The organism is Methylococcus capsulatus (assembly GCF_036864975.1).
In the GTDB taxonomy this organism is placed as follows: domain Bacteria; phylum Pseudomonadota; class Gammaproteobacteria; order Methylococcales; family Methylococcaceae; genus Methylococcus.
Genome location: NZ_CP104311.1, coordinates 582,365 through 596,803, shown reverse-complemented (window position 1 = coordinate 596,803; position 14,439 = coordinate 582,365). Strand labels below are relative to the sequence as shown.

The 14,439-nt window shown below is 62.0% G+C and carries 19 protein-coding genes and 2 pseudogenes; 14 read left to right on the top strand and 7 right to left on the bottom strand.

The features are described 5' to 3' along the window. The first annotated feature begins 71 nt into the window (after positions 1–71). From N4J17_RS02760 to N4J17_RS02695, 14 genes are all read left to right on the top strand, one after another. Positions 72–398: a (2Fe-2S) ferredoxin domain-containing protein gene (locus N4J17_RS02760; protein ID WP_198322370.1), complete on the top strand. Its 327-nt coding sequence runs from the start codon at positions 72–74 to the stop codon at positions 396–398. Positions 399–413: 15 nt separating this feature from the next. Next, positions 414–902 carry a hypothetical protein gene (locus N4J17_RS02755; RefSeq protein ID WP_198322369.1) on the top strand — a complete coding sequence of 163 codons (489 nt, stop codon included), beginning with the start codon at positions 414–416 and terminating at the stop codon, positions 900–902. A 55-nt stretch (positions 903–957) separates the two neighbouring features. Further along, positions 958–1,266 carry a 2Fe-2S iron-sulfur cluster-binding protein gene (locus N4J17_RS02750; protein ID WP_198322368.1) on the top strand — a complete coding sequence of 103 codons (309 nt, stop codon included), beginning with the start codon at positions 958–960 and terminating at the stop codon, positions 1,264–1,266. 313 nt (positions 1,267–1,579) lie between these two features. Continuing rightward, entirely contained in the window at positions 1,580–1,912 is a 333-nt protein-coding gene (gene grxD / locus N4J17_RS02745; protein WP_198322367.1) for a Grx4 family monothiol glutaredoxin, read from the top strand. A 5-nt stretch (positions 1,913–1,917) separates the two neighbouring features. Further along, positions 1,918–2,166 (top strand): BolA family protein, encoded by a 249-nt coding sequence (locus tag N4J17_RS02740; RefSeq protein WP_198322366.1) that lies wholly within the window; start codon positions 1,918–1,920, stop codon positions 2,164–2,166. 20 nt (positions 2,167–2,186) lie between these two features. Continuing rightward, positions 2,187–2,420 (top strand): FmdB family zinc ribbon protein, encoded by a 234-nt coding sequence (locus tag N4J17_RS02735; RefSeq protein ID WP_198322365.1) that lies wholly within the window; start codon positions 2,187–2,189, stop codon positions 2,418–2,420. 33 nt (positions 2,421–2,453) lie between these two features. Beyond that, complete coding sequence (locus N4J17_RS02730) at positions 2,454–4,157, top strand: AAA family ATPase (RefSeq protein ID WP_198322364.1); 1,704 nt, start codon at positions 2,454–2,456, stop codon at positions 4,155–4,157. Position 4,158: 1 nt separating this feature from the next. Beyond that, complete coding sequence (locus N4J17_RS02725) at positions 4,159–4,410, top strand: hypothetical protein (protein WP_198322363.1); 252 nt, start codon at positions 4,159–4,161, stop codon at positions 4,408–4,410. A 21-nt stretch (positions 4,411–4,431) separates the two neighbouring features. Then, a complete protein-coding gene (locus tag N4J17_RS02720; RefSeq protein WP_198322362.1) occupies positions 4,432–5,109 on the top strand; it encodes a fumarylacetoacetate hydrolase family protein in 678 nt (225 codons plus the stop codon). Between the two features lie 16 nt (positions 5,110–5,125). Continuing rightward, positions 5,126–5,365: a hypothetical protein gene (locus N4J17_RS02715; protein WP_198322361.1), complete on the top strand. Its 240-nt coding sequence runs from the start codon at positions 5,126–5,128 to the stop codon at positions 5,363–5,365. A gap of 34 nt (positions 5,366–5,399) precedes the next feature. Then, entirely contained in the window at positions 5,400–5,720 is a 321-nt protein-coding gene (locus N4J17_RS02710) for a hypothetical protein (protein WP_198322360.1), read from the top strand. 26 nt (positions 5,721–5,746) lie between these two features. Continuing rightward, positions 5,747–6,229, top strand: a complete 483-nt coding sequence (locus tag N4J17_RS02705; protein ID WP_198322359.1) for a hypothetical protein — start codon at positions 5,747–5,749, stop codon at positions 6,227–6,229. Positions 6,230–6,275: 46 nt separating this feature from the next. After that, entirely contained in the window at positions 6,276–6,404 is a 129-nt protein-coding gene (locus N4J17_RS02700) for a hypothetical protein (protein WP_277458152.1), read from the top strand. 160 nt (positions 6,405–6,564) lie between these two features. Further along, entirely contained in the window at positions 6,565–7,860 is a 1,296-nt protein-coding gene (locus N4J17_RS02695; RefSeq protein WP_198322394.1) for an ammonium transporter, read from the top strand. Positions 7,861–8,024: 164 nt separating this feature from the next. On the opposite strand, the pseudogene N4J17_RS02690 reads toward N4J17_RS02695, so the two are convergent. The 7 genes and pseudogenes from N4J17_RS02690 to N4J17_RS02660 all read right to left on the bottom strand — a co-directional run bounded on the left by N4J17_RS02690 (position 8,025) and on the right by N4J17_RS02660 (position 14,415). Beyond that, positions 8,025–8,640: pseudogene (locus N4J17_RS02690) on the bottom strand (N-6 DNA methylase). Between the two features lie 40 nt (positions 8,641–8,680). Next, a pseudogene (locus tag N4J17_RS02685) lies at positions 8,681–9,181 on the bottom strand (HsdM family class I SAM-dependent methyltransferase); the annotation flags it as partial. A 290-nt stretch (positions 9,182–9,471) separates the two neighbouring features. Further along, positions 9,472–9,603: a hypothetical protein gene (locus N4J17_RS02680; RefSeq protein ID WP_255527219.1), complete on the bottom strand. Its 132-nt coding sequence runs from the start codon at positions 9,601–9,603 to the stop codon at positions 9,472–9,474. A 116-nt stretch (positions 9,604–9,719) separates the two neighbouring features. Beyond that, positions 9,720–9,866 carry a hypothetical protein gene (locus tag N4J17_RS02675; protein ID WP_198322357.1) on the bottom strand — a complete coding sequence of 49 codons (147 nt, stop codon included), beginning with the start codon at positions 9,864–9,866 and terminating at the stop codon, positions 9,720–9,722. 132 nt (positions 9,867–9,998) lie between these two features. Next, the gene (locus tag N4J17_RS02670; RefSeq protein WP_198322356.1) at positions 9,999–10,313 is read right to left on the bottom strand and encodes a P-II family nitrogen regulator; all 315 of its coding nucleotides are present in this window, start codon (positions 10,311–10,313) and stop codon (positions 9,999–10,001) included. A gap of 59 nt (positions 10,314–10,372) precedes the next feature. Next, on the bottom strand, positions 10,373–11,929 hold the full coding sequence (locus N4J17_RS02665) for an efflux transporter outer membrane subunit (protein WP_198322355.1): 1,557 nt from the start codon (positions 11,927–11,929) through the stop codon (positions 10,373–10,375). A 38-nt stretch (positions 11,930–11,967) separates the two neighbouring features. Then, the gene (locus N4J17_RS02660) at positions 11,968–14,415 is read right to left on the bottom strand and encodes a HEAT repeat domain-containing protein (RefSeq protein ID WP_198322354.1); all 2,448 of its coding nucleotides are present in this window, start codon (positions 14,413–14,415) and stop codon (positions 11,968–11,970) included. Positions 14,416–14,439 lie beyond the last annotated feature (24 nt).

The window sequence follows — 14,439 nt, the reverse complement described above, 5'->3', positions numbered from 1 at the left end:
AGTGCGGTCGAGTGCCGCAGGTTCCTCGGGTAAGGAGCCGACGACTGTTCAACATAAGGAGAGAACTGTTCATGCCAAAGCCCAGTAAACACATCTTCGTCTGCGCCCAGACCCGTCCGCCCGGCCATCCTCGTGGTTCCTGCGGCCAGCTTGGCTCCACCGCGGTGTTCCAGACCTTCATGCAGCAGTTCGAGGCCGGCCAGCTCTATGGCCAGTTCGCACTGACCAGCACGGGCTGCCTGGGCACCTGCGATCTCGGGCCGACCGTCCTGGTCTATCCGGAGGGCGTGATGTATTCCAAGGTGAGCCCGGCCGATGTGGCCGAGATCATCGAGGAGCATCTGAAGAACGACCGTCCGGTCGAAAGGCTGCTGGCTCCGGCCGCACTCTGGAGCTGACGAGGACACCCAAGGATGACCGCCAACGCCGATCCTCTGCGTTCGTTCTATGCCGGTGAGGTGCCCGCCCGGGTGGGAAGCCTCCTGGAGCAGGCGATGAGCGCATATGCCGACACCGAGCGAGCCGAGGGCTACTTGCGGCAGGCGCAGGCCGAGGCACCCGAGGCCTTGTCGGTCTATTTCTCGATGTACAAGTTTTATTTCTACAAGGGACGCCTGGCCGATGCCGAGCGGGTCGTGCGCATGGCGCTGGAAGCGGCGGCGCGGCAGGGCGGCTTTCCGAACGATATCGAGGCATTGACGCCCGCCACTGTCGATTGGCAGCGCTATGATGCGCCCCAGCATTTCTACCTGTTCTCGCTCAAGGCGCTGGCTTTCATCCGGCTACGCAGGGGCGACAGGGAAGACTGCGAACGCCTGTTGGCCAAGCTGGGCGATCTGGACCGGAACGACAGCGTCGGCGCTTCCGTGATCCGGGCCTTTGCGGATGGGAGCGCGGCCTGACCGACCTTTTGGAATTTTTTACACTCACCAAGACACACACTGAAGAGGACGCTACATGTCTATCCTGACCATCCAGCCTTCCGGAAAAACCATTGAGACACGGGAAGGCGCATCCCTGCTTGAACTCATCATGGAAGCCGGAGAGGCCATCATGCACAAATGTGGCGGCAACGCCCAGTGCGGTTCCTGTCATATCTTCGTGCAGGCCGGCCGCAAGAGCGTGTCCAGGATTGGCGCCGAAGAGAATGCACGGCTCGACACGATCGTCGGCGTCGGTTCCAAGTCGCGTCTGGCGTGTCAGGCCAAAGTCACGGGCGAGGAGGACATCACCGTCGAGCTGCTGGGCTTCGCTTCCGGCTTGTAAATCGCGCGTTTCGTTCCCTTCCCCATTTGGGCAGCCGATAAATTAATGCCGTCATTCCGGCATGGAACGCCGGACCCATTCGCCGGAAGCGGATGGGCACTGGCCCGGAGGGTGCTGGGCAGGATAGCGCGGCATGAATCCAGTGCACAGGGACGTGTGAGGTCATGGCCATCCCCCGGATCGAGTCCGGGGCAGGCTCCGCCCCTGGCCCCTGGCAATCCCTGCCGGGGGACGAGCAGCCCTTTATTTGGCGGCATGGATTCCGAGAGAGAAGGGTACGAGCGCAGTTTCTTCCAATTCGAGAGGTATCGCCATGAGCAATATCGAAGACACCATCCGCGACCAGATCGCGAAGCATCCGGTCCTTCTTTACATGAAGGGCGTGCCGGAGATGCCGCAGTGCGGCTTCTCGGCCAAGGCCGTGTCCTGCCTGCAAGCGGCAGGCGTACCGTTCGCCTATGTGAACATCCTCGCGGCCCCCTCGATCCGGGAGAAGCTGCCGAGCGTGTCGCAATGGCCGACTTTTCCTCAGCTCTTCGTCGGCGGTGAACTGGTCGGCGGCAGCGACATCGTCAGCGAACTCGCGGCGAGCGGCGAGCTGAAGACCATGCTCGAGGCGGCCGTGGCCAGCCAGGCGCAAGGCTAGAGGCCATGGAAATCGCCGAAGTCCGCACCCTCATCGAATCGGGCATCCCCGGCTGCGAAGTCCGGGTGGAAGGCGAGGGCTGCAATTTTTCCGTGGTGGTCATCGGGGCGGCGTTCGAGGGGCTCAGCACTGTGCAGCGCCAGCAACGGGTCCTGGCCACCGTCAGCGAGCCTTTGTCCACCGGCGCCTTGCACGCCATCAGCATGAAGGTCTATACGCCGGTGGAATGGAGCCGGCAAGCCGATTCCGTTTGAGTCCAACCAGGAGGTGAGCCATGCCGTTATACGATTTTCACTGCCGCGATTGCGGCCAGACTTCCGAATTGCTCATCAAGGCCGGCGACGCGCCACTCTGCCCGCATTGCGGCAGCGGCAACATGGAGAAGCAGTTGGCGCAGATCTCGCCGCACATGAAGACGCCCGGACTGATCCAGAAGGCCCGTGCCCAGGCCGCCAGGGAAGGGCATTTCAGCAATTACAAACCGTCTGAGCGTCCGCGCTTGAAATGACCTATTGAACCTCGAACGGGCGAGGGCAGTGCCGTGAAACTTCAGATCGAAAAGCCCTATGTCGAAGCCATGGTCACCGAGTTCCCGCGTCTGGCAGGGCTGCAGGACCAGCTACGGTTCGGGAACAAGGCGGAGATCGCTTTTGCCCAGCTGGAGAATGCCGAAGTCAATTTCCTGCGTAACTTGTACGAGGAAGCCGGTCCGGACCTGAAGCAGCGGGCGGTACAGATTGCGGTACTGCAAAAAGCGCTCAACGACGATGGGGTGCGCTTCGAGGCGAACGAATTGGAGCAGGCGGTACCCGCCATCGTTCGCTATCTCGCGACCGATGCCATCCGCGGCTGGGTGTTCACGGCCAACGTCACCAATCGGCCCTTGCCCTACGTCATCACCCGGCTCGATTACATTCCGGAATCGAACGACGAAACCGGCAAGATTATCATCGAACTGAAGGCCAACGCCAAGGGCAGTCTCGCCACGGTCGCGCTGCGGATCACCGCCAGCGATGTCGTCGGGCGGACCGTGGGCGAGATCTTCGCGGCCAAGGGATTCCTCAAGGAGACGCCCGATCTGATCGAGGACTACGACCGCATCACCGCCCGCTATTTCGACTGGCGCGCCCGCTACGGCGCCCAGTTCGCGGGGCAAGGCATCGGTTTCTACGCCGAGGACCCGGCCGCCACCCACCGTGACACCGACTGGTCGCGCAAGGATGTGGTGGTACTGTCCTCCGGCGGTGGCAGCGCCCGGCTGGTGAACGACGAAGGCATCCTCACCCAGCGCACGCTGACCCTTGATGCCACCGGCGACATTCTGGGACCGTATCTACGCAAAGCGGCCAAAAGCAACCGCTACGACGCCGAGGATGAAGTCCAGGAGCTGCAGGACGCGATGCCGGAAGGGCTGTTCACCCAGCTTCCGGTGCATCCCTACATCCTGATGTTCCATCTGGAGCTGCATCATTATCTGTGGGTGCATGTGGAGGACGTCGCTCCCTACGAATACCAGCCGGAGTTGAAGCGCAAGCTGGTATTGCCGGAGGAGCAGACCGACCTGATCGACATCCTGACCGCTGAGATGGACATGCTGATGGACGACATCGTGGCTGGCAAGTCCGGCGGCACCACCGTGCTTTGTGCGGGTCCCCCGGGCGTCGGCAAAACCCTCACCGCCGAGGTTTATTCCGAGATCATCCGGCGTCCGCTGTACCGCGTGCATTCCGGTCAGCTTGGTCTCGACGTGGCGGCGATGGAAACCGCGCTGAAGGACGTACTGACCCGCGCCCAGCGCTGGGGCGCCGTCATGCTGATCGACGAGGCGGATGTCTACATCAAGCGCCGCGACGATGACATCACCATGAATGCCGTGGTCGGCGTGTTCCTGCGGGTGCTGGAATATTTCAACGGCCTGCTGTTTCTGACCACCAATCGGGTCGATGACATCGACGAGGCCATCGTCTCCCGCTGTATCGCCCTCATCAAGTTCTATCCGCCCGAACGGGAGGACCGTTGCAAGATCTGGCGGGTGATGACCGAGCAATTCGCACTGGCGGTGGACGAGGCGCTGATCAGCCAACTGGCGGACGTCTTTCCGGCCGCCACGGGACGCGATATCAAAGGCTTGGCTAAACTAGTGGCCAAGTATTGTTCGCACAAGCAGGTCGCACCCAGCCTGGAGGTGTTCAAGCGCTGCTCGATCTTCCGCGGTATGGACCTGGGAGTGGCGGAGGGGTATTGAGATGGGTGAACGTTTCGTCGTCGCGGAAATGAACACCCATCACTTCATGTTCCGGGGGGCCGGCGCGACCGCTGAGGCAGCCCGTCAGGCGCTGCTCAAGGCCTGGGCCGCGCATCGCAGCGCGCTGCTGGCGCAATACCCGGAGCGGGAAGTCCGCCTTCCTGAAGCCGAAAGGATGGAAGAGCATTTCAAGATTTATTACCTGGAATTCGAAGTGAATGCCGGATACCGTTGGCCGGACCGGCTGGTGTAGTGGAACAGGACCGAACCGATCATGAACTATGCCTTCCCACCCGCCCCCGTAATCACCCTCGACGCCATGTCGAGCAATCCGTTTCCGGTGCGCCGCATTTTTTGCCTCGCCCACAATTACCCTGAATCCGGCCGGGAAGCGGTCAAGCCCACCGAGCCGAGCTTCTTCCTGAAGCCACCCGGCGCCATCCTCCAGAACAATTCCGTGCTGCCATACCCGCCCGGCACCGGCGCGCTGTTTCCCGAGGTGGAAATGGTGGTGGCGCTGCACAAGGGCGGCCGCAACATTCCCGTGGACAAGGTCGATTACGACTATGTGTTCGGCTATGCCGTGGGCCTGGACATGACCCTGCGCGACGCACTCGACGCCGCCATCGCACAGGGGCTGCCCTGGGACAAGGCCAAATCGTTCGACCATTCCTCGCCATGCTCGGCGATCACGCCGGAGTTCTATGTCGGCAACATCGCCAGCGGCAGGATCGAACTCAAGGTCAATGGCGAGGTTCGCCAGAGCGGCAACGTAGCCGACATGCTGTGGAAGGTGCCGGAGACGGTGCATTATTTGTCCACCCGGCTGGAGCTGTTCCCCGGCGACCTCATCTACACCGGCACGCCGGGTCTGGCCTGCTCCGTGGTCCAGGGAGACGTGATCGAAGCCACGGTGGCGGGGCTCGAGCCTTTGATCATCACCGTGGGATAGCGAGAGGAGAAAGCCTATGCAGGTGACGACGATCCTGGTCGATGGCGTGCCCAAGGCGGTGGTCCGGCCCAATGACCGTAAGGATCTCGCCCGCTTTCTGCGCAATGGCCGCGCCTATTTCACCGCCGACGCGCCGGACGCGGAACTGAGCCACCGTCCGGCCGACGAGGCCGAGGCGGCGCGCTGGCATTCCGGCTACCGGTTGCATCTCGCCTGGGGCGGCAGCGAAGAATGGTTTTTCGGTGTGCCCTTGTAAGTACTCGGCTCAATCGATTCATTCGGAGAGACCCATGTCGTTCATTATCAGTATCGAAGGCGAGCACGCCACCCTGGCGTCGGAAGATGAGATTGCCGAGGGCATCGCGGCCGCACGTGAGGTGTTCGCCCGCAACGAGGCGGACCCGTTGGCCTGCCAGCTCGCCGTGGATAAATTGGAGAAAGACGAATTGCTCAGCCGTGAAGAGGCGTTGCTGTGCCTGATCTGGGACGAGGCCGAGGAAGCCGCCTTCCGCGCGGTGACCCTGGGTTGGCTGAGCCGGGCTGTTGACATCAAGATCGCGGTTCGGGCGGAGTCAGGCGAAGAGGCGATAGCCGCGCGCCTGACTCATTGAATTCACCTTCACTCGGGAAAACTCCCATGATCTATGTCGTCGAGGTAACAAGCCCCGGCAAGGCGAATGCCTGGTTCGCATTCGACCGGGAGGATTTTTCCCGCAAGGTCCGCGCCGCCAAAGAACGGGAAGGCCGGGTGATTTTCGCCACGACCAGCCCGCGCCAGCTGCTGGAAGCCGCCGGCCTCACGCCGGCATCGCCCGAAGCCGAGGCCGGCAACGGCCCGATATTCGAGCTGGCCGAAAAGTACGGCTGGGACACCGATCTGTACCGGGCCGATGATCTCCTGGGGGAGGGTGTCTACGACCCCGAGCCGGTTTCCGAGTTCGAGGCCTGTGTCGCATCCTTGGCGGATGGTCTTCATGCCTGCCGGATCTACCTGTCGGATGAATCGGCCACCGACGCCCTCTACGGCGATCCCTTCTACCAGGGACGGGAAGGTTTCGCCGCTCACATGGCGCTGCGGGATCAGTTGATCGCGCTGGAAGTCATTTCGGACGACCTGTGAGGGGGCGCCGATGACCGTGGAGCAACTGATACAGGCGCTTCTCCAAATGCCCAAAGATGCCGTCGTCCTGTACGAAGGCGACGCCGGCTATGCATTGGTCGGAGGGATCGACCTTCAGCGGAATGGAAACGGCGTTCCGGACGAAGTGATCCTGTTTCCCGATATGAGCGAGTGATCGCATCCCGGCGCAAAGCCTTCTCAAACCTTGGCACAGCCGTCCAATCGTGGTTTCATTGCCCCCGTTTTGTGCATGCGGTCTCCCGGAGGCATGAGAATTCGGCGGAGACGGCTTCCGGTCGGCGCTGGCCGCGCCACGATCCACAGACGGGGGAGTGATGGGACAAGGTCCGAAATTCCGCGGTTTCAGCTTGTTGGGCTGCCTGTTGGTGGCGCTGCCGCTCAAGGCGGACGAATTCGACGCCGCGGATACCGCCTGGATTCTGACGTCCACCGGCTTCGCCTGGTTCATGACGGTGCCGGGGCTGGCCTTGCTTTACGCTGGGCTGGTCCGCACCAAGAACGTACTCTCCGTTCTGGCCCAATGTTTTGCCGTCGCCGCCCTGGTGTCTCTGGTCTGGATGGGCGCCGGCTACAGCCTCGCTCTGGGCAGGGGAGGTTGCTCGGCGCCATGGCTCGGCGGCACGTCCAGGCTGTTCCTGCACGGTCTGACGGCCGACTCGGCGATCGGGCACGTGTCCGAGGCGGCATACTGCATCTACCATCTCGGTTTCGCCGTGCTTGCGCCGACACTCATGGTCGGTGGCTTCGCCGAGAGGATGAAGTTCTCGGCCGTGCTTTGGTTCACCACCCTCTGGATGCTGCTGGTCTATGCACCGGTTTGCCACTGGCTGTGGGGTGGAGGCTGGCTCGCCCGCCTCGGTGCGGCGGACTTCAGCGGCGGCGTGGTGGTCCACGCGACCGCCGGCGCGTCGGCCCTCACGGCCGCCTGGTTGGTGGGGCCGCGGCGTGGATTTCCGGATGCGCTCATGCCGCCCCACAATCTGACCCTGACGGCGGCCGGCGCCGGGATGCTGTGGATCGGCTGGCACGGCTTCAGTGCCGGTAGCGCCTTGATCACCAACGGCGCGGCGGGACTCTCGATGTTGAACACCCACTTGGCCGCTTCCGCCGGTGCGATGGCCTGGATGGGGGTCGAGTGGGTGCGCTTCGGGCGCCCCACCCTGCTTGGCCTAGTGACCGGCATGATCGCGGGGTTGGTCGCACTGTCGCCCGCGGCGGGCTACGTCGGGCCGCAGGGCGCCGTCATCGTCGGTGGCGCAGGCGGGCTGGCCTGTTTCTTCGCGATTCCCTGGATCCGGCGCAAGCTGGAAATCGACGATGCCATGGACGTGTTCCCGGTGCATGCGGCCGGTGCCCTGTTGGGCGTGCTTCTCACCCCGCTGGTCGCTGGCGGGGCTTGGGGCGGTTCGGGATTTCCGGGTGATTTAGGGCTGGGGCAGCGGATCGGCGTTCAGCTCGTCGCGATCGCTGCCGCAGGAGTTTGGAGCGGCACCGTCAGCTATCTCATACTCAAAGGTCTGGACCGTTGGCCGAGACTGCGCGTCAGCCCCGACGAGGAAACCGAAGGCTTGGACTTGAGCTCGCACAACGGCAAGGGCTATTACTTCTGAGGCGGCGGTTCACTCCGGGAGGAAAGGCGTAGCTTTTAGCATTAGTCTCTGGGCGGCATGGTGGCGGTCAATGGAAAAAACAGGTATTTCGCCTAATTCACCACGCCTTCCAGCCAGCCGTGTCCCCAGGATCGGGAAAGTCCAGCAGATGCGCCTTTGTCCGGTCAGGCCAGCTTCACCGACGGTAGCAAAGGCAGCCCCAGTTCCTTGAGAAACTCGTTGTGCTGCTGAGTGGCCGTCTTGATCTTCTGGTCCAGCGCCACAAGCTCGGCATGCACCGCCGCGAGATCGATTTCCTTTTCGGCTTCTGCTGTGCTCACATAACGAGAGATGTTCAGGTTGAAATCGTGCTGCTCGATTTCCTCCATGCCCACCCGCCGCGAGTAGCGCGGTTCTTCCTTGCGGTACTGGTAGGTGTCGATGATCTTGTCGATATGCTCGGGCAATAGCTGGTTCTGCCGATTGCCCTTCTCGTAGTGCTCGGCGGCGTTGATGAACAGCACGTCGTCCGGTTTTTTTACACTTCTTCAGCACCAGGAGGCAGACCGGAATGCCGGTGGAGAAAAAGAGGTTGGCCGGCAGGCCGATCACCGTGTCGATATGGCCGTCCTTGAGCAGCTTGGTGCGGATGCGCGCCTCGGCACCGCCACGGAACAGCACGCCGTAGGGCAGGATGATGGCCATCACGCCATCCTGCTTGAGGAAATGGAAGCCATGCGGCAGGAAAGCGAGGTCGGCGGCGGACTTGGGCGCCAAGGCCGTAATTCTTGAAGCGCACATCCTCGCTTAAGCTTTCGCTCGGCTTCCACCTGTAGCTGAAGGGCGGATTGGCTACCACCGCGTCGAATTTCGGCATCCTGGCCGGGTTGGTCTCGCGCAGCACGTCCCACTCATTGAGCAGGGTGTCGCTGTGGAAGATTTCGAATTCGGAATTCTTCACCCCCTGCAGCAGCATATTCATGCGCGCCAGATTGTAAGTGGTGATGTTCTTCTTCTGCCCGTGAATGTTGCCGATGCCGTGCGGCCCCATGCGATGGCGCACGTTCAACAGCAAGGAGCCCGAACCGCAGGCAAAGTCCAGCACGCTGTCCATGTGAGGGCGCGGACCTTCCGCCGGCTCCTGCCTATCCAGCGTGACGATGGCGGAAAGGATGCTGGAAATGGGCTGCGGCGTGTAGTACTCGCCCGCCTTCTTGCCGCTGCCTGCGGCAAACTGGCCGATCAGGTATTCATAGGTGTTACGTCCCGGACGATCATATAGACGAAAGGCGTTATCCGTTATTCTATGCGCGAGAGCTGTTGAAGGTGTATTTCGCGCCATTGCATGATCTTGACATAAGAGAGTCCGCCCCATGCAGATCGCCCTGCATAAACTGGAGCGTCGCCATTTTTTGCGAAACCCGACGGGACATCCCCGTCACCCTCGGGAGCAAATTGTGGCGACGTCTTTGCCTTCGGCGGCCCGCGCCGTCCTGCGTCCGCCTCGGCTCCGTCCGTCTCTCAAGCGACGCTCTCCGCCAAGGCTCCCACACTGACTCGACGCCGTGTCGGTTCCCTTATGTTTTGTCTCCACCCGCGAGGAAGCCGCAGACTCCGTCAAAACATCCGGGCCTACGGCTTCGCGGGGGGCGTCGCACTCGCTCGCTTCGCTCGACTTCCTTGTGCTCCTTCGCGGTAGGTGTATTTGAGATCGCCCAGCTTGGCGATCAGATCCAGCTCAATCTGGTTTTCCGGGGTGGCCATTGCTTCGTTCCTGCCGTCAATGGTTCGTTGGTTTAGCGGGCAGGCTGAACCAGGCAATGCTTGGAAGGCCCATTAGGCGCTCCCGTTGGCTGCTTCACCACTTGGGCGATCCAGCTTCAGCTCATGTGCCCGCGGTACTCCAGCACCAGAATCTCGATCCTCGAAGCGAGGGATCGCCGTTCGCGCTCTGCGGCCATGCGCAACAGTTGCTTGATCTCGGCGGAGGTGCGTATGGAAAGGGTTTTGTCCTTCTGGCGTGACATGGCGGCCTCTCGGCAAAGATGAGACGCTAATGTACTGCCTTTGGCTTTTTTGGGGCAACACAGATGATGTCACCCGCATCAGGTAGCCGGCTGCTTTGGCGAAGCTTCCTTAAATTAGAAGCTGTTCAGCGCTCAGCCCAAGGCTTCTTCGCCGCTTTCCAGCGTGCGGATGCGGACGGCCTGTTGCGGTTCGAAGACCAAAATCCGGGCATCCTCGTCCGCATCCGGGCCCAGGATGCCGATGATCGATTCCACGACGGCGCCCGCCAGGCGTTCGGTGGCGAGTATCTCCAGCTTGAACAGGCAGTCGTCGGTGCGGGGCGCGTGCCTTTCAAAGGCATCGCCGAAAATGCGACTGATGGTGAGGCCGGTGGCGCCGATTTCCAGGAGGGCCTCGCGGGCTTCATCCAGCTTTTGCGAAGATATGATCGCAGTCACCAGTTTCATTCGTCTGTCCCCTCTTCGCAAGGCCGGGGTGAGATCCGTCCGCCGGTCCCGCTTGCTTGCTAGTCGATTCCCTTGCCGACGGGTTCCTCGAGCAGGTCGCTCCAGTCGGTACGCTCGCGCATTTCTTTCTTCACGCCGGGCGGCAGCAGCTCCCGGCCTTCCCGAATCTCCCAGCCGCCACCCAGCGCCTTGTACATGGCGATGACACTGCGGGCGACGTCTCCGCGGCTGGCGGTCAGCCGGTCTTGCTGCTGCACCAGGAACAGTTCCGAATTGAGGACCCGTGTGTAGTCCTCGAGTCCGTTCTGGTATTGCCGCAAGGCGAGTTCGGCGGCGCGCTGTGAGGCCCGGACGCCGTCTGACAGGCTGGCTACTCTTTCCTCGGCTTTTTTGAAGGCGATGATCGCGTCTTCCACCTCGCGTAGGGCGCGCAATACGGTGCTGCGGTAGTCGGTCAGGAGTTCCTGGAATTTGGCGTCCTGGACGCGGACGTTGTTGGTCAGTCGTCCGTACTGGAGGATCGGCCAGGTGACGGTCGGTCCGAATTTGCCGGCCAGCCCGGAAGGGCTGATGGCGTTGGCCACGTCGAGTCCGTCGATGCTGCCGGAATTGAAGCCGACGGTGCCGACCAGGGAAAGCCGGGGCAGGAGTTCGCTCTCGGCGATCCCGATCTGAGCGCATTGGGATGCGGCTTTGTATTCCTGGGCACGGACATCCGGGCGGCGGCGCAGGATGTCGGTCGGGATGCCCATGGCGATCTCCGACCGGGCGGCGGGGATGTCGCTGTCCGGGCCCAGTTCCTTTTCCAGGTGGCTGGGCTGCATCCCCAGCAGGACGCTCAGAGCATTCTTCGACTGGCGCAGCCCCACTTCCAGGTTGGCGATTTCAGCCAGGGTCGCCTGGTGCAGCGCCTTGGCCTGCTGCATGTCGAGTTCGGTGCTCACGCCGTTGCGGAACTGTGATTCGGCGATGCGGAAGCTGCGCTCTTGCAGGTCGGCATTGCCCTTTGCGAGCGCCAGGCGCTGATTGAACGTGCGTATCTGGACATAGGCGGCAGCCACTTCGGCGGTCAGCGTCACCACCATGTCGTCATACTGCAGTGTCGATGCCGCCAGTTCCGCACCAGCGGCATCGATGCCGCGGCGGAACCGGCCCCAGATGTCGAGCTCCCACATGGCGTCGAATCCGGTCTGGAAATAGGTGAACGTGTGGAAATCGCTCCCTTGGTAGTAGGGCGAGAATTCGCTGATGCGTTCATAGAATGTGTCCATTCCCACGTTCTGTTTCTGCGGGAACAGATACCCTTTGGCGATGCCGAGTTGGGCACGCGCCTGATAGATACGGATCGCCGCTTTCTGCACGTCCAGATTCTGCCGGTAAGCCTTCTCGATGAGGCGATCCAGCACCGGATCATTGAACAGTTTCCACCAGTTGCGGAAATCGCCGGCCTTGGCGGTTTTTTTCGGCGCATCCAGCCAGGTGTCGGTGAGTTTGATTTCCGGCCGGTGAAAGTCCGGGCCGATTTTGTTACAGCCGCCGAGCAGGAACCCCGCGCCGGCAGCAATGGCCACGCGCAGCAAAAGGGCGCGCGCCGAATCGTACAGGGTGATGCGCATGGCGTGGTCTCCCGAGCCGGTTTCTGGCCGAAACTTCTTCAGGATTTGCCGGAGCTGATCTTGATCGGGACCACGGCCGCCGCGGGCGCCTGGCGCCGGTTGCGGATGTCCGCCGCAGGATTGGCACGGCGGTTGGGGCGGGTTGCCGCCGTGCCGTCGTCGCTCCGGGTGAAGCGGGGAGACAGTCCCAGGCCGTATTGCACCACGATCAGGATCAACAGCGAGAGCGGCCAGAACACCAGCCAGAAACCGTAAGTGGATTTGACGTACTCGAGCATGCGCATGAGCAGCACGTGTTCCCGGGTCTGTTTCAGGTATTCCTCGTACTCCCGGCTGTCGTATTCCGCGAGAAACTTCAGGAACTGGAAGAATTCCCCGCTGCGGTGATTGCCGTAGGCCGATCCAAGATAGGCGCGCAGCGCCTTCAGCGGTTGTTGCAGACGCTCGGGATGGGCGCGATAGCGCGCGGCGAGATAGTCCACCACGTCCTCCACGTTCTCCGCTTCCTGCGGAAGGGTCATGTGCGGAACCACGTAGCGCAGCAGGCCGGGGCGGCTATGGGTCGATTCGTAGATATGGTTGAGATAATGCAGCAGGATGCCGACGGATTCCTGCGATTCCATGGCCAGAAGCACCTTCAATGCCTGGGTTTTGACATAGGGCTCCTCGGGGGTTTCACCCAATATTTCGATGAGGCTTTGCACCGCAGCTTTCTCGTCCTCGCTTTTCCAGGCCGGCGCCGCCTGTCCCATGACGGAGTGCACCGTGTTGCCGTCGTTGAAGATCAGGTCGAGGATGTAGAGGGCTTTCTGGCGGTCGCCGACGGTCGCGAGCGCGTAGAGGGCGAAGACCCGGGCGAAGGTATCGGCATTGGTCCGATAATTCACCAGCATCCGGACGATCTCAGTGAACTTGCGGTCGTTCGCGCTCTGCATGTCGATGATCTTGAAATTGCCCACGGCGATTGCCGCCAGCCGTCTGACCTCCGGGTGGGAGTCCTGCATGAGTTCGAAAATCAGCGGCAAGGTGTAAGGATCCTTGCGTTCGGCGAGATACCAGGCCAGGTTGCCACGCACGGCGGGATTCTCGTCGATAACCATGGTGTCGACGGCATCAGGCAACCCCTCCTCGAAGGCCTGGACAATCTTGGCGTAGTCCGCTGCGGCGAGACCCATGACCGGTTGCCCGGCCGCGGGGACCCGGTTTTCGAGGCCGATGCGGATGAGGCTGTGCCGCAGGTAATCCTGTTCGTAGGCGGCTCCCGACAGTTTTCCCAGGGGCGGATATTTCTCCCGGTTCAGGAAGTCCTTGATGGCGATGGGGGCGACCGGGCCATAGAGAGGGCGCACGCGTTGCTGAAAGGTCTGTTCCAGAAACCGGTCGAGGCGGGCCTGCGAGTAATGAATCTCGGAAATGGTCTTCTTGCGGTAGTCGAGCAGTGGCTGTAGCCCCGGCCGACCGATTCGTGAAAATCCCCTGAGAATGGCATTGCGCTTTTGCAGATAGAGGCTGAGAAACTCGTGATTCAGGCGTTTCTGGCGGGGGTATTCACTGTCTAATGCCTCGTAGAGATTGATCAGCGGCTTGACCAGTCGGACGTCGCTGGAAAAGCGGGCCACCATGAAATCGATCAGTTCGACCTTGTGAGTCTCATCGACCTCTCCATCTTCCAGCAGTTGCAGCATCACATGAAACAGTTCCTCGGCCTGTTTCGAGCGGAAGGCTTGTTCGTCCCGGTCGGTCAGCCGCCAGGTCTCCAGGATCGTGTGATAGCGTGCCTCGGAGATCGCTCCGTCGTGCAACAGATTTTCGACGTTGTCGCGGAGGATGGCATGGCGACGCATGCCGGTGCTGTTCACGGCGATCTGGTTCAGGCTGGCGAGCATCTCGGAGAGGTCGCGCTCCTGTTTCTCCCGCAGTGCGATCAACACGTCGCGGACATGGGAGTCGTGTGCCATCAGCGGTTCGACGTCGCTCCAGTTCAGGCTGATGCGGGCGGGGTCCGCAGGGCTGGCCGGCGCCCCGGCGGGGACGGGTTCGGTCGGCACGGAAGAGCGGGCGGCGCTGCCGACGGGCAGGCCGGCGATCCATTCATCCCGTAGGTCGGTGTCAGAGAGCGGTTTGGGCTGGTTGGCCGAAAGCGCGGCGAACGGGCGGTCGCCATAGGGCACCTGGGTCATGGTGTAAAGATATCCACCGAGAAACAGATGGGCGACGGTCAGGCTCCCATAACCGATTTTGCCCCAGAATCCCGCAATCAGCGTTTCCAGCGTCAGGAACGCCAAGCCGAATGTGAAACAGAGCATGACCAAATAGGGGTTGAGTTCGGACCCCAGCGACTGCGCCACCAGCCCCAGACCGGCCAGCAGCAGAAGCCCGGACCGATACAGCCGGACGATGGCATTGCCGCGGCTTTGCAGCAGGCGGTAAAGGAACAGATTGAGCAGGATCGCGGCAAAAAAACCAGCGGCAGCGGTCAGTACCATGGCAGTCACCTCCAGTCTGTGTAG

What these genes read in the sequence shown, in the direction of transcription:
- N4J17_RS02720 (WP_198322362.1), top strand. Translation starts at nt 4,432, where the DNA reads ATGAACTATGCCTTCCCACCCGCCCCCGTAATCACCCTCGACGCCATG.
- N4J17_RS02680 (WP_255527219.1), bottom strand. Translation starts at nt 9,603, where the DNA reads ATGGCCACCCCGGAAAACCAGATTGAGCTGGATCTGATCGCCAAGCTG.
- N4J17_RS02695 (WP_198322394.1), top strand. Translation starts at nt 6,565, where the DNA reads ATGGGACAAGGTCCGAAATTCCGCGGTTTCAGCTTGTTGGGCTGCCTG.
- N4J17_RS02760 (WP_198322370.1), top strand. Translation starts at nt 72, where the DNA reads ATGCCAAAGCCCAGTAAACACATCTTCGTCTGCGCCCAGACCCGTCCG.
- N4J17_RS02675 (WP_198322357.1), bottom strand. Translation starts at nt 9,866, where the DNA reads ATGTCACGCCAGAAGGACAAAACCCTTTCCATACGCACCTCCGCCGAG.
- N4J17_RS02700 (WP_277458152.1), top strand. Translation starts at nt 6,276, where the DNA reads ATGCCCAAAGATGCCGTCGTCCTGTACGAAGGCGACGCCGGCTATGCA.
- grxD (WP_198322367.1), top strand. Translation starts at nt 1,580, where the DNA reads ATGAGCAATATCGAAGACACCATCCGCGACCAGATCGCGAAGCATCCG.
- N4J17_RS02660 (WP_198322354.1), bottom strand. Translation starts at nt 14,415, where the DNA reads ATGGTACTGACCGCTGCCGCTGGTTTTTTTGCCGCGATCCTGCTCAAT.
- N4J17_RS02705 (WP_198322359.1), top strand. Translation starts at nt 5,747, where the DNA reads ATGATCTATGTCGTCGAGGTAACAAGCCCCGGCAAGGCGAATGCCTGG.
- N4J17_RS02725 (WP_198322363.1), top strand. Translation starts at nt 4,159, where the DNA reads ATGGGTGAACGTTTCGTCGTCGCGGAAATGAACACCCATCACTTCATG.
- N4J17_RS02750 (WP_198322368.1), top strand. Translation starts at nt 958, where the DNA reads ATGTCTATCCTGACCATCCAGCCTTCCGGAAAAACCATTGAGACACGG.
- N4J17_RS02665 (WP_198322355.1), bottom strand. Translation starts at nt 11,929, where the DNA reads ATGCGCATCACCCTGTACGATTCGGCGCGCGCCCTTTTGCTGCGCGTG.
- N4J17_RS02670 (WP_198322356.1), bottom strand. Translation starts at nt 10,313, where the DNA reads ATGAAACTGGTGACTGCGATCATATCTTCGCAAAAGCTGGATGAAGCC.
- N4J17_RS02740 (WP_198322366.1), top strand. Translation starts at nt 1,918, where the DNA reads ATGGAAATCGCCGAAGTCCGCACCCTCATCGAATCGGGCATCCCCGGC.
- N4J17_RS02735 (WP_198322365.1), top strand. Translation starts at nt 2,187, where the DNA reads ATGCCGTTATACGATTTTCACTGCCGCGATTGCGGCCAGACTTCCGAA.
- N4J17_RS02715 (WP_198322361.1), top strand. Translation starts at nt 5,126, where the DNA reads ATGCAGGTGACGACGATCCTGGTCGATGGCGTGCCCAAGGCGGTGGTC.
- N4J17_RS02710 (WP_198322360.1), top strand. Translation starts at nt 5,400, where the DNA reads ATGTCGTTCATTATCAGTATCGAAGGCGAGCACGCCACCCTGGCGTCG.
- N4J17_RS02755 (WP_198322369.1), top strand. Translation starts at nt 414, where the DNA reads ATGACCGCCAACGCCGATCCTCTGCGTTCGTTCTATGCCGGTGAGGTG.